The sequence below is a fragment of the Microvirga massiliensis genome, assembly GCF_001006805.1.
Taxonomy (GTDB): Bacteria; Pseudomonadota; Alphaproteobacteria; order Rhizobiales; family Beijerinckiaceae; genus Microvirga; species Microvirga massiliensis.
In genome coordinates this window covers 96,125-108,857 of sequence record NZ_LN811352.1, presented here as the reverse complement: position 1 = coordinate 108,857, position 12,733 = coordinate 96,125, and the positions used below count along the sequence as shown (strand labels likewise).

Sequence of the window (12,733 nt, the reverse complement as noted above, 5' to 3'; positions counted from 1 at the left end):
TGATTCACCCCGTCAGGGCGTCTTGTTCTCTTTGACAGGAACGTCGGGCTTGCTTTCGCTCCCGTCGCGCTTTCCGCCCTCGGAGGGCGGCGTTCCGGCCACAGGGGTCGTGGCAGATTTGGAAACCGCCCGCCCCTCGGCGGGGTCGCTTGGCGTGGCGACGTAGGACTTTCCGCTCTGGGGAGGAGATACTGGCTCGTCCGTTTTCTTGCTTTTGCTGGCGGTCGCCCGCGAACGGCTGGACGCGCGCTTCTGCTCGGAAGCCCGGACGGGAGTCTCGCCTTCCTTGGCTCGTTTCGCCGGTGTGTCGGCGGCATCCGACTCGATGGCGCGCCCTGCCGGGGGCTTTGCTGCCTTGCTCTCCTCGGGCAGCGATGCGACTTCGGTGGCCGCTTCGTCGGTGACGACCTTCAGAGCCTCCTCTTCGAACCGCTTGCGCCAAGCGCCGACGAGCGAGCCGTCGAAGAGCGCAGGATCCTGCAGAGTATTCACGGCACCTTCCGGCTCGGACGAACGCCGGCCGATCTGCGAGCCGGGCTTCACCGGCCGGCCGGCGGCCAGATCGTCGAGCAGCTTCTCGAAGTTCTCCGGCGTGAGATCCTCGTAATAGTCGTCGTTGATCTGCACCATGGGGGCATTACAGCAAGCCCCAAGGCACTCGACCTCGAGCCAGGAGAAGAGCCCATCGGAAGAGATGTGCCGCTCCGCTCCGATCCGGCGCTCGAGAACCTTCTTGATCTCGCCGGCGCCGCGCAACGCGCAGGGTGTCGTCCCGCAGAACTGGACGAAGTAGCGCCCGACTGGGTCGAGGTTGAACATCGTGTAGAAGGTGGCGACCTCCATGACCCGGATCGGAGCCATCCCGAGCCGGTCAGCCACGGCCTCGATCGCCTTCTGCGGCAGCCATCCGCCGCACTGTTCCTGAGCGCGCCCGAGCAGAGCGATCACGGCCGATGCCTGACGGCCTGGCGGGTATTTTGCAATCTCCCGCTCCGCGAAGGCCTCGTTCTCCGACGTAAAGTCGAAGCTCGCAGGCTGCAACTCCGGTGGAGCGAGCTTACGGACGGCCATTCCAACTCTCCTCGTCGCGCCTTGGACCCGACCCGACATGCGCGATCATCATAACGCCGAGCAGGTGAACCCCCTGCCCTGTTGTCGCCTTAGCGATCCACTTCGCCGAACACGATATCCAGCGAACCGAGAACCGCGGATACGTCTGCAAGCATGTGCCCGCGGCACATGAAGTCCATCGCCTGGAGGTGGGCGAAACCGGGCGCCCGGATCTTGCAGCGATAGGGTTTGTTCGTGCCGTCCGACACGAGATACACCCCGAACTCACCCTTCGGGGCTTCCACCGCCGCATATACCTCACCGGCCGGCACGTGGAATCCTTCCGTGTAGAGCTTGAAGTGGTGGATGAGCGCTTCCATCGAGCGCTTCATGTCACCCCGGGATGGAGGAGCGACTTTCCCGTCCATCGTCGTGACGGGGCCCTGGCCTGCCGGCGAGCGCAAGCGCTCGAGACATTGCTTCATGATGCGCACGCTCTGGCGCATCTCCTCCATACGGATGACCTGCCGGTCGTAGTTGTCCCCGTTGCGTCCGACCGGAATGTCAAACTCCAACTCCTCGTAACATTCGTAGGGCTGCGCCTTGCGGAGATCCCACGCGGCGCCGGAGCCGCGGACCATCACGCCGGAAAAGCCCCAGCGCCAGCAATCCTCGAGCGAGACGACGCCGATATCGACGTTGCGCTGCTTAAAGATTCGGTTTCCGATCACGAGTCCGTCGAGGTCATCTAGAACCTGGAGAAATGGATCGCAGAATTCCCAGATGTCATCGATTAGATCGGGCGGCAGGTCCTGATGCACGCCGCCTGGACGGACGTAATTGGCGTGCATGCGCGCTCCAGAGGCGCGCTCATAGAAGACCATGAGCTTCTCACGCTCTTCGAAACCCCAAAGAGGAGGTGTCAGCGCACCCACGTCCATGGCTTGGGTCGTGACGTTCAGGAGGTGCGAGAGCAAACGACCGATCTCGAGATACAGCACGCGAATGAGCTGTGCGCGTTTCGGAACTTCGATTCCGAGGAGTCGCTCGATTGCGAGGCAGAAAGCATGCTCCTGGTTCATCGGCGCGACGTAGTCGAGCCGATCGAAGTAAGGCACATCCTGCAGATAGGTCTTGTACTCGATCAGCTTCTCGGTCCCTCGGTGGAGCAAGCCGATATGCGGATCGACGCGCTCGACGATCTCGCCATCGAGTTCGAGAATGAGCCGGAGCACTCCGTGCGCCGCCGGGTGCTGCGGGCCGAAGTTAATCGAGAAGTTCCGGATATTGTGTTCGCCCATGGGCAGCCCCAGCCCCTCTCAGGGAGAGGTCTTGGACTTCTCGTCGCCGGGCAGCACGTAGTCCGTGCCTTCCCATGGAGACAGGAAGTCGAAATTGCGGAATTCCTGAGTGAGCCGCACTGGCTCATAGACGACGCGACGCTGCGCATCGTCGTAACGAACCTCCACGAAGCCGGTCAGCGGGAAGTCCTTGCGGAGCGGAAAGCCCTCGAACCCGTAATCGGTGAGAATGCGCCGCAGATCGGGATGCCCGGAAAACTGGATTCCATAGAGGTCGTACGCTTCCCGCTCAAACCAGTTCGCCGCCGGAAAGACGGACACGATCGACGGCACCGGCGTGACCTCATCCGCCTGCACCTTGACGCGCACGCGCAAGTTATGACTCGGCGAGAGGAAATGGTACACGACGTCGAACCGCAGATCTCGACCGGGATAGTCCGCTCCGCACACGTCGATGAAGCACACGAAGCGGCATCGCGCATCGTCGCGCAGGAAGGTCACGACCCGGACGATCTCCTTCGCCTCGGCGAGAATCGTGAGCTCGCCGAAGCTCACGACCGCCTGCGTTGCCGCGCCGGGAAGCGAGCTGACGATGTAATCGCCGAGATCCTGAAGATCAGCGTTCATGTCGGACCTGCTCAACGCTCGATCGTGCCGGTCCGGCGAATCTTCTTCTGGAGAAGCAGAACGCCATACAGCAAAGCCTCGGCTGTGGGTGGACACCCGGGCACGTAGATATCAACCGGGACTACGCGGTCGCAGCCGCGGACCACGGAATACGAGTAGTGATAGTAGCCACCGCCGTTGGCGCAGGAGCCCATCGAAATCACGTAGCGCGGCTCGGGCATCTGGTCGTAGACCTTGCGCAGAGCAGGCGCCATCTTGTTCGTGAGCGTGCCGGCAACGATCATGACATCCGACTGCCGCGGGCTGGCCCGTGGAGCAAACCCGAAGCGCTCCGCATCGTAGCGTGGCATCGACATCTGCATCATCTCGACGGCGCAGCATGCGAGGCCGAAGGTCATCCACATGAGCGACCCGGTGCGCGCCCAAGTGATCAGGTCTTCCGTGCTCGTGACGAGAAAGCCCTTGTCGGCGAGCTCGTCGCTGACATTCGCGAAAAAAGGGTCAGTCTCGCCAACCCGTTTGCCCGTAACAGGATCAATTGCGTCTTCGGGCTGCGGGGCGATCACACGGGATTGGGAGTTCGCGATCAGTCCCATTCGAGCGCTCCCTTTTTCCATTCGTAGACGAAGCCGATCGTGAGAACGGCCAGGAAGATCATCATCGACCAGAAACCGAACCACCCAAGCCCACCGAATGTGATGGCCCATGGGAACAGAAAGGCGACCTCGAGATCGAAAATGATGAAGAGAATGGCGACAAGGTAGAATCTCACGTCGAACTTCATTCGCGCGTCGTCGAATGCGTTGAAGCCGCACTCGTAGGCCGATAGCTTTTCAGTGTCCGGGTTGCGGTAGGCGACCAGGAAGGGGGCGACGAGAAGCGCTACCCCGATGAGCAGCGAAATGCCGATGAAGATGACGAGCGGCAGATAGTCGACAAGAAGATCGGGCATGCCACACCTGGAGGGGGACGGAGCGGCGAGCTTCGCCGACCGGCAGACCCTGATTTATGCTGCCTCGGGTGCCGTCAAAAGAACCCGCGACAAATCGGAGGATGCGGCGGGAGGATTAGCCGAGCATCCCTCCCCTGACAAGGGTTGCGCAACGCCCTTGGCCCCATTCCGGCAGGGATTCCCTCGCTTTGACGCGGAATGCAGCCTTTTCCGGATCCGGCTCGTCCCTTTGCTCGGAACACGTGCTGCTACGGTAAAAGATGCACCGGGAGTTGTATCCCGATTTCCGGGACGAGGAGCCAATGGCGCGGGCGACGGGGCTCGAACCCGCGACCTCCGGCGTGACAGGCCGGCACTCTAACCGACTGAGCTACGCCCGCGTTGGCAATCGCCTCGACGGCGATGCGGTCCATTAAGCAGACGACTTCGAGGTGTCAAGCGGACGACGCGACCTATCCGAAGTTGTCTGGTGGGCGGTGACGGGATCGAACCGCCGACCCTCTCGGTGTAAACGAGATGCTCTACCGGCTGAGCTAACCGCCCGGTAATGGGGACATAGAAATAGAACCCCGACAAAGCAAGCGCCGTCTTGTTTCGATTGCTCTGCAGGTAACCCAGCCCTGCGCCAGAGCGCCGCCTGTCAGGTGTCCCAAATCGTTCGGCTTCGAATTTCCTGCGCGCCGGGCAAGATGGATCCGGCGTTCGAGCAAATGCGCAAAAAAGAGCCCTCGGGAGCTACCCGAGGGCTCGACTGACTTAGGCAGGTGCGGATCAGTGGGCCACGACGGACGCCGAATCCTCATCCGATCCTGTCGCTGGACGGGTCGGGGCAGACGCCTCGTCCCACTCGATGCGCTGGGGCATCCGGATGAGCGCGTGCTCGAGCACCTGATCCATCCGGGCTACGGGAACGATCTCGAGCCCGTTCTTCACGCTTGCCGGGATATCGACCAGATCCTTCGCATTCTCCTCGGGAATCAGGACCTTCTTGATCCCGCCGCGGAGTGCCGCGAGAAGCTTCTCCTTGAGTCCGCCAATGGGCAGCACCCGGCCTCGCAGGGTGACCTCGCCGGTCATGGCGACGTCACGCCGAACCGGAATCCCGCTGATCACCGAGACGATTGCGGTCGCCATGGCAATGCCTGCAGACGGTCCATCCTTCGGGGTTGCCCCCTCGGGCACGTGGACGTGGATATCCCGCCGGTCGAACAAGGGCGGCTCGACGCCGAAGTCGATCGCACGGGAGCGCACATACGAGGCTGCGGCCGAAATCGACTCCTTCATGACCTCCCGGAGATTTCCGGTCACGGTCATCTTGCCCTTGCCGGGCATCATGATCCCCTCGATCGTGAGGAGCTCACCGCCCACCTCGGTCCAGGCCAGCCCAGTCACCATGCCGACCATGTCCTCGGATTCCACCTCGCCGTAGCGGAAGCGCGGTGGGCCAAGGAAGTCCGGCAGATTTTCCGGCGTGACATCGACTCGCTTGGTCCCAGTGAGCAGGATCTCCTTCACGGCCTTCCGGATGAGGTTCGCGAGCTCCCGTTCGAGATTCCGGACGCCAGCCTCACGGGTGTAGCGCCGGATGAGGAACATGAGACCATCATCGCTGATCGACCACTCCTTCGTGTCCAGCCCATGCTTCTGCATCGCGGACGGGATGAGATGGGTGCGGGCGATCTCCGCCTTCTCCTCCTCCGTGTAACCAGCGATCCGGATCACCTCCATGCGGTCCAGTAATGGAGGCGGGATGTTCAGCGTGTTGGCCGTCGTCACGAACATTACGTTCGAGAGGTCGTAGTCGACCTCGAGGTAATGATCGTTGAAGGCGCTGTTCTGCTCCGGGTCGAGGACCTCGAGCAATGCAGCCGACGGATCTCCGCGGAAATCCATGCCCATCTTGTCGATCTCATCCAGCAGGATTAGCGGATTGGCGGTCTTCGCCTTGCGCATCGACTGGATGATCTTGCCGGGCATTGAGCCGATATAGGTCCGCCGGTGGCCCCGGATCTCGGCCTCGTCCCGAACACCGCCGAGCGACATCCGGACGAATTCGCGTCCCGTCGCTTTCGCGATCGACTTGCCGAGCGAGGTCTTGCCGACGCCGGGCGGGCCGACGAGGCAGAGAATCGGTCCTGTCAGCTTGTTCGCGCGCTGCTGAACGGCAAGGTACTCGACGATGCGCTCCTTGACCTTGTCCAGGCCGTAGTGGTCCGAGTCGAGGATGCTCTGCGCCCCTTTCAGATCCTTCTTGATCTTGGAGCGGCGGCCCCACGGGATCCCGAGCAGCCAGTCGAGGTAATTGCGGACGACGGTCGCCTCGGCCGACATCGGCGACATCTGGCGGAGCTTCTTGAGCTCGCCCATTGCCTTTTCGCGGGCTTCCTTCGTGAGCTTCGTCTTCTCGATCTTCTCCTCGAGCTCAGCCAGTTCGTCCCGGCCGTCCTCGTCCCCGAGCTCCTTCTGGATCGCCTTCATCTGCTCGTTGAGGTAGTACTCGCGCTGCGTCTTCTCCATCTGACGCTTCACGCGGGTACGGATCCGCTTCTCGACCTGCAGGACCGAGATCTCGCTCTCCATGAGCCCGAGAACCTTCTCCAGCCGCTGCGCGACCGTGGGGATCTCGAGTATGGCCTGCTTGTCGGCGATCTTGATCGCGAGATGCGACGCGATCGTGTCCGCAAGCTTGGCGGGCTCGTCGATTTGCGTAACGGCCGAAACGACTTCGGGCGAGACCTTCTTGTTGAGCTTTACGTAGTTCTCGAATTCGGAGACTACCGAGCGGGCAAGCGCCTCGGCCTCGATCTGGTCACCCAGCGAATCCGGAAGAGCGACGGCTTCCGCCTCGTAGAAGTCCTCGGTGCGCGTATATGCATTGACTCTCGCGCGGCTCGCGCCCTCGACGAGCACCTTGACCGTGCCATCCGGCAATTTGAGGAGCTGCAGCACGCTTGCGAGCGTACCGACCTGATAGATCGCGTCGGTGGCCGGATCGTCATCCGTGGCATCAATCTGGGTCGCCAGGAGAATGTGGCGATCGGTGCGGACGACCTCCTCAAGGGCACGGATGGACTTCTCGCGCCCGACGAAGAGCGGGACGATCATGTGCGGGAAAACGACAATGTCGCGCAGGGGCAGGACCGCGTAAGTCCCGGTCGAGCCCGGCACGACGGGCTGGCGCGGCTTCGACTGTGTCATTGAAAGACATCCTTTTGGCAGCGTCCGCGGTTCCCCTCGTCAGAGCAGGCACGCGAACGGTGAACCGGAACGCTCAGGCTGTTTTTGTGTGCTGCGTTCCGTGCGAGGAGCCGCCCCTCCTGGGATGAGCTGACGGCAATCCCGCAAGGAACTAGATGGCGAGGCCCCGACCTGCTTTCAAGCATGCCAACGAAAGCAGGTCGGTCGGTCACGCCGTCCCGGATCTCAGGCACTGGCGCTCGCAGTCTGGTCCGCGCGGTCGCCGTGGATGAAGAGCGGCTTCGCCTTCCCTTCGACGACCTCCGGCCCGATGACCACCTGCTCGACGGAGTCGAGCCCCGGCAGGTCGTACATCGTCTCGAGCAGGATGCCTTCCATGATCGACCGCAGGCCGCGGGCACCGGTCTTGCGCTCGATAGCCTTGCGCGCGACCATCGAAAGCGCCTCGTCCTGGAAGGTGAGGCTGACATTCTCCATCTCGAACAGGCGCTGGTACTGCTTCACCAGGGCGTTCTTGGGCTCCTGGAGAATTCGCTTGAGGGCGCTTTCGTCGAGGTCCTCGAGCGTGGCGATCACCGGCAGGCGGCCGACGAATTCCGGGATGAGGCCGAACTTGAGGAGATCCTCGGGCTCGACCTGCTTGAACACCTCTCCGGTCCGCCGGTCATCCGGCGCCTGAACGGTCGCTCCGAAGCCGATCGACGTGCCCTTCCCGCGAGCGGAAATGATGCGCTCGAGACCCGCGAAGGCGCCGCCGCAGATAAACAGGATGTTGGTCGTATCGACCTGGAGGAACTCCTGCTGGGGATGCTTCCGCCCCCCCTGAGGCGGCACCGATGCGACTGTCCCCTCCATGATCTTGAGGAGCGCCTGCTGGACGCCCTCGCCCGAGACATCCCGGGTGATGGACGGGTTGTCGGACTTGCGGGAGATCTTGTCGATCTCGTCGATGTAGACGATGCCGCGCTGCGCCCGCTCGACGTTGTAGTCTGAGGCCTGGAGGAGCTTGAGAATGATGTTCTCGACATCCTCGCCGACATAGCCGGCCTCGGTCAGGGTCGTCGCATCCGCCATGGTGAACGGCACGTCGAGGATCCGAGCCAGGGTCTGGGCCAGCAGGGTCTTACCCGACCCGGTAGGCCCGATCAGCAAGATATTCGACTTGGCGAGCTCGACGTCGTTGTGCTTCGCGGCATGCGCCAGACGCTTGTAATGGTTGTGGACGGCAACCGAGAGGACCTTTTTCGCGTGCTCCTGGCCGATCACGTAGTCGTCCAGGACCCTGCGAATCTCCTTCGGAGTGGGAACCCCGTCCCGGGACTTCACCAGCGACGACTTGGACTCCTCACGGATGATATCCATGCACAGCTCGACGCACTCATCGCAGATGAACACGGTCGGCCCTGCGATCAGTTTCCGAACTTCGTGCTGGCTCTTGCCGCAGAACGAGCAGTAGAGCGTGCTCTTTGAGTCGTTACCGCCGGCCTTGCTCATTATCGCTTCTCCGATCGGGCACGGGCTCCGTCACGGCCCCCGCACCAATGTACTAACATAGGAGCGCCGGTCTCAAGAAAAGGTTCCAGCGCCCGAGACCCGGGATGTCTCAGATTTGTTGGTTCCCGAATCCCAGTGCAACACGCGCACGGTGCGCGATCAATAGAGACGGCGCCGTACGCCAAAAGGACGCACGGCTTCCAAGTCCCCGGGCAGATCTACAGGAATCAGGTTTGCGGGAGCGTCGGCTCGGGACGCTTCACCAGGACTTGATCGATCAGGCCAAACTCCTTGGCCTTCTCTGCCGTCATAAAATTGTCTCGCTCCAGGGCCCGTTCGATCGTGTCGTAGTCCTGACCGGTATGCCGCACGTAGATCTCGGTGAGGCGGCGCTTGAGCGCTTCGCTCTCGCGGGCGTGGATCATGATGTCGGTGACCTGGCCCTGGTAGCCGCCGGACGGCTGGTGAACCATGATCCGGGCATTCGAGAGGGCAAACCGGTGGTCGGCCTCACCTGCGCAGAGCAGAAGCGACCCCATCGAGGCTGCCTGCCCGACGCAGAGCGTCGCGACCGGGCACCGGATGAACTGCATGGTGTCGTAGATCGACAGCCCCGAGGTGACCACGCCCCCCGGGGAGTTGATATAGAAGGAGATCTCCTTCTTGGGGTTCTCGGCCTCCAGGAAGAGGAGCTGCGCCACGATCAGAGAGGCGGAATAGTCCTCCACCGGCCCCGTCAGGAAGATGATCCGCTCACGGAGGAGCCGGGAATAGATGTCGAAGGCCCGCTCGCCACGATTCGACTGCTCGACCACCATCGGAACGAGGGTGTTGCTATAGACCTCGAACGGATCTCTCATTGCTCACGGCTCCTGAAACCGGTCACGCGATCGCGTGACCGTCGATCATGGGAAGGATACAACCGCCGCCAGCCGGACCCTGCGAACCGGGTGGCCAAGCCGCGGGTCAGGCCGCGGCGTTCTCCTTGGCCGATTCGTCGTCGCTGAACAGCTCTTCCTTGGAGACCGGCTCGTCAGACACCTTCACCTGCGAAAGGATATGGTCGACGACCTTCTCTTCGAAAAGGGGGGCTCGGATTTCGGCGAGAGCCTGTGGATTCTTCTGGAAGAATTCCCAGACTTGACGCTCCTGGCCCGGATACTGGCGGACGCGCTCGACGAGAGCCTGGGTGACTTCATCGTCCGCGACCTTGATGTCGGCCTTCTCGCCGACCTGTGCAAGAACCAGCCCGAGCCGAACCCGACGCTCAGCGATCTTCCGGTATTCCTCTCGCGCCTGCTCCTCGGTCGTCCCCTCGTCCGCGAAGGTCTTGCCGTTGTTCTTCAGGTCCGCCTCCACCTGGGACCAGACGGCGGCAAATTCCTGCTCGACGAGGCTCGGAGGCAGCTCGAAGCTATATTTCGTGTCGAGCGCGTCGAGGAGTTCCTTCTTCAGGCGCCGGCGGGATTGCGCATCGAAATCCCGTTGAATGGCCCCCCTGATGGCATCCTTCAGCTTGTCGAGAGACTCCATTCCGAAGCTCTTCGCCAGTTCGTCGTCGATCTTGATCTCGCCAGGAGCCTCGACCGCCTTCACGGTAACGTCGAACTCGGCGTCCTTACCTGCGAGATTCTCCGCGAGGTAGTTCTCGGGGAAGGTGACTTTCACGAGCCGGGAGTCTCCGGCGGACATGCCGATAAGTTGCTCCTCGAAGCCCGGGATGAAGGTGTTGGACCCGATCTCGACCCGGATGTCCTCACCCTTTCCGCCCTCGAACTCCGCACCGTCGATGCGCCCGACGAAGTCCACGACGACGCGGTCACCGTCCGCGGCGGCACCGTTCTTCGGCTCGAAAGACTGGTTCTGCTTCGCCATGCGGGTCAGCGACTCGTCGACCTCGGTATCCTCGACCGTTGCGACGGCGCGCCGGATCTCCACGGCGGACACATCAGCGAGCTCGAAGGTCGGCAGCACCTCGAGCTCGACCGTGAAGGCGAGATCCGCCTTGGCATCCATGGCCTGCTCCACTTCCTGCCGGTCCTCGGGGAACTGGATCTTGGGCTCGTGGGCAAGCTTGAGATTGTTCTCGTCGACGATCTTTCGGTTCGCCTCGGTGACCGCATTCTGAAGGACGTCCGTCATGACCGAACGTCCATAGACACGCCGGAGGTGCGAAACAGGCACCTTGCCGGGCCGGAATCCATTGATGCGGACACGGTCCTTGATGCCGGTGAGCTCAGCCGTCAGACGCTCCTCCAATTCCGATGCGGGGAGAACCACCCGATATGCGCGCTTCAAGCCCTCGGAGAGGGTTTCCGTCACCTGCATGGTCTATTTCGCCTTCATTCCACTCGAGACAAGTAACATTGCTATGCTGGCTCCTCGACCGGCCTGACATGAGGCCTGTCGTCTCGGTCGAGCGGAGCCGTCCGGAAGCCAACCCTATGCGGAGTTGGTGCGGGCGGAGGGACTCGAACCCCCACGACTCTCATCACCGGAACCTAAATCCGGCGCGTCTACCAATTCCGCCACGCCCGCGCGAGAGGCGGCGTTTGCCGCGCCTCCTCCGGGACGCGGCTCTATAGCATGGTCCGAGCGAGGTGCACGAAAAAAGTTCTGTCCTGCTCCTGACAGTTCCGAGTGGCTGAATAAGGATCCGCACCCTCAACGAATTCACGCTTCCCTCCAGTCAAAATCGTCCGGCAGCGCTCTACCTGATGGCGCATGATGACTGCCCAGCCGACCAGACGTGCCGTTCTCGCCGGGCTTAGCACCCTCGCTGCGCCAATTTCCCGAGTCTACGCAGAGGGCGGAATCGAATGGCGACAATGGACCGCGGAACCGCGCCAGATTGCTCTCCGTCCGGACGCGACGGGCAAGGCGGATCTCTGGGTGCTCGGCGGCTCCCTGCCCGGGCCGGTTCTTCGCCTGCGCCACGGCGAGGAGCTTCGTGTCCGGGTGGACAACAAGACAACGGCGCCGCTTTCGCTGCATTGGCACGGGATACGCGGGCCCAACGCGATGGACGGTGCGGCTGGCTTGACGGAGGCTCCGGCGCTTCCGGGAAAGTCCATCGAATACCGCTTCGTGCCACCCGAGAGCGGCACTTATCTTATCCGTTCCTGCGTGCCCGGTCACTCATCCGAACTGACGGAGCGCGGCGTGGCTGGTCTGCTGATCGTCGAGGACCAAGCCCCACTGGATGTCGATTCCGATCACGTCTTCCTGATCGACGATTGGCTGCTGGAGGAGGATGGATCTCTCGCACCTTTCGACCGGCCTGTCGGGCTCGCCGGGCGGCTCGGCAACTGGATGACCGTCAATGGTCACCCTGCCCCTCACCAGATCCAGGTCGCACCGGCGAGTCGGATTCGGCTTCGTCTCATCAACGGCTGCAATGCTCGAATCCTGCGCCTCCAATTCGAAGGAGTCAGGCCACTCGTCATGGCCATCGACGGACACCCGACTGATGCCTTCGAGCCGCTGCGGTTGGCTCTCCCGTTCGTGCCGGGGAGCCGCTACGACCTTCTCATCGATCTCCCGGCAGTAGAGGGGAGCAGCGCGTCGGTCATCGGCCTATCCGGCATGGCGCGGGTTCCGCTCGCAATGTTCGATGTCGTGGGGTCAGCGGCCCCTGCCCGCCCTGTGCCCGCTCCGCTCGCGCCCCATCGCGACTTGCCTGCCTCCATTCGCCTCGAGGCAGCGATGCGGCGCGATGTCACGATCACCTCCATGGATCATCCCGGCGCATCCCCCGAATGGCGCATCAATGAATCCCCGCGAGATCCGACTGCCAAGCCACTGCTCACGGTCAAGCGTGGAACCCCGGTCGTGCTGACGCTCGCGAATCGCACCCCAGCGGCTCAGAGCCTCCATCTTCACGGTCACGCGTTCCGGCTCCTTCACTCCCTCGACGACGGCTGGGAGCCATATTTCCTGGACACGGTACAGATACCCGAGAACCGAACGGTCCGGATCGCATTCGAGGCGAACAATCCCGGCCGCTGGATGCTCGCCTCGACCATCCTCGAGCGTTTCGACGCCGGCCTGTGGACCTGGCTCGAAGTGACGTGATCGGCTCACCGCCTCCCGTGCTCGCAGCGAGGTCCTC

The 12,733-nt window shown here is 62.6% G+C and carries 10 protein-coding genes and 3 tRNA genes; 1 reads left to right on the top strand and 12 read right to left on the bottom strand.

The window, feature by feature from the left end:
* Positions 1-12: 12 nt before the first annotated feature.
* From nuoE to BN1233_RS09415, 12 genes are all read right to left on the bottom strand, one after another.
* Positions 13-1,071 (bottom strand): NADH-quinone oxidoreductase subunit NuoE, encoded by a 1,059-nt coding sequence (nuoE, locus tag BN1233_RS09470; RefSeq protein WP_046863343.1) that lies wholly within the window; start codon positions 1,069-1,071, stop codon positions 13-15.
* An 89-nt stretch (positions 1,072-1,160) separates the two neighbouring features.
* Positions 1,161-2,351 (bottom strand): NADH-quinone oxidoreductase subunit D, encoded by a 1,191-nt coding sequence (locus tag BN1233_RS09465; RefSeq protein WP_046863342.1) that lies wholly within the window; start codon positions 2,349-2,351, stop codon positions 1,161-1,163.
* 18 nt (positions 2,352-2,369) lie between these two features.
* On the bottom strand, positions 2,370-2,978 hold the full coding sequence (locus BN1233_RS09460; protein WP_046863341.1) for an NADH-quinone oxidoreductase subunit C: 609 nt from the start codon (positions 2,976-2,978) through the stop codon (positions 2,370-2,372).
* Positions 2,979-2,989: 11 nt separating this feature from the next.
* Entirely contained in the window at positions 2,990-3,574 is a 585-nt protein-coding gene (locus BN1233_RS09455) for a NuoB/complex I 20 kDa subunit family protein (protein WP_046863340.1), read from the bottom strand.
* A complete protein-coding gene (locus tag BN1233_RS09450; RefSeq protein WP_046863339.1) occupies positions 3,565-3,930 on the bottom strand; it encodes an NADH-quinone oxidoreductase subunit A in 366 nt (121 codons plus the stop codon). The genes BN1233_RS09455 and BN1233_RS09450 overlap by 10 nt, the downstream gene beginning before the upstream one ends.
* A gap of 303 nt (positions 3,931-4,233) precedes the next feature.
* A tRNA-Asp gene (locus BN1233_RS09445) sits at positions 4,234-4,310 on the bottom strand.
* 87 nt (positions 4,311-4,397) lie between these two features.
* Positions 4,398-4,473 (bottom strand) — tRNA-Val (locus tag BN1233_RS09440).
* A 228-nt stretch (positions 4,474-4,701) separates the two neighbouring features.
* Complete coding sequence (gene lon / locus BN1233_RS09435; RefSeq protein WP_046863338.1) at positions 4,702-7,128, bottom strand: endopeptidase La; 2,427 nt, start codon at positions 7,126-7,128, stop codon at positions 4,702-4,704.
* A 225-nt stretch (positions 7,129-7,353) separates the two neighbouring features.
* Complete coding sequence (gene clpX, locus BN1233_RS09430) at positions 7,354-8,622, bottom strand: ATP-dependent Clp protease ATP-binding subunit ClpX (RefSeq protein WP_046863337.1); 1,269 nt, start codon at positions 8,620-8,622, stop codon at positions 7,354-7,356.
* 227 nt (positions 8,623-8,849) lie between these two features.
* Positions 8,850-9,482: an ATP-dependent Clp protease proteolytic subunit gene (locus tag BN1233_RS09425; RefSeq protein WP_046863336.1), complete on the bottom strand. Its 633-nt coding sequence runs from the start codon at positions 9,480-9,482 to the stop codon at positions 8,850-8,852.
* A 106-nt stretch (positions 9,483-9,588) separates the two neighbouring features.
* Positions 9,589-10,950 (bottom strand): trigger factor, encoded by a 1,362-nt coding sequence (tig, locus tag BN1233_RS09420; protein ID WP_046863335.1) that lies wholly within the window; start codon positions 10,948-10,950, stop codon positions 9,589-9,591.
* Positions 10,951-11,075: 125 nt separating this feature from the next.
* A tRNA-Leu gene (locus BN1233_RS09415) sits at positions 11,076-11,160 on the bottom strand.
* Between the two features lie 186 nt (positions 11,161-11,346).
* Here BN1233_RS09415 and BN1233_RS09410 point away from each other — a divergent pair.
* On the top strand, positions 11,347-12,696 hold the full coding sequence (locus BN1233_RS09410) for a multicopper oxidase family protein (protein ID WP_244470656.1): 1,350 nt from the start codon (positions 11,347-11,349) through the stop codon (positions 12,694-12,696).
* Positions 12,697-12,733 lie beyond the last annotated feature (37 nt).

Excerpts from the sequence above, each read along its gene's own strand:
- nuoE (WP_046863343.1), bottom strand. The coding sequence starts at position 1,071 with ATGGCCGTCCGTAAGCTCGCTCCACCGGAGTTGCAGCCTGCGAGCTTC.
- BN1233_RS09465 (WP_046863342.1), bottom strand. The coding sequence starts at position 2,351 with ATGGGCGAACACAATATCCGGAACTTCTCGATTAACTTCGGCCCGCAG.
- BN1233_RS09460 (WP_046863341.1), bottom strand. The coding sequence starts at position 2,978 with ATGAACGCTGATCTTCAGGATCTCGGCGATTACATCGTCAGCTCGCTT.
- BN1233_RS09455 (WP_046863340.1), bottom strand. The coding sequence starts at position 3,574 with ATGGGACTGATCGCGAACTCCCAATCCCGTGTGATCGCCCCGCAGCCC.
- BN1233_RS09450 (WP_046863339.1), bottom strand. The coding sequence starts at position 3,930 with ATGCCCGATCTTCTTGTCGACTATCTGCCGCTCGTCATCTTCATCGGC.
- lon (WP_046863338.1), bottom strand. The coding sequence starts at position 7,128 with ATGACACAGTCGAAGCCGCGCCAGCCCGTCGTGCCGGGCTCGACCGGG.
- clpX (WP_046863337.1), bottom strand. The coding sequence starts at position 8,622 with ATGAGCAAGGCCGGCGGTAACGACTCAAAGAGCACGCTCTACTGCTCG.
- BN1233_RS09425 (WP_046863336.1), bottom strand. The coding sequence starts at position 9,482 with ATGAGAGATCCGTTCGAGGTCTATAGCAACACCCTCGTTCCGATGGTG.
- tig (WP_046863335.1), bottom strand. The coding sequence starts at position 10,950 with ATGCAGGTGACGGAAACCCTCTCCGAGGGCTTGAAGCGCGCATATCGG.
- BN1233_RS09410 (WP_244470656.1), top strand. The coding sequence starts at position 11,347 with ATGATGACTGCCCAGCCGACCAGACGTGCCGTTCTCGCCGGGCTTAGC.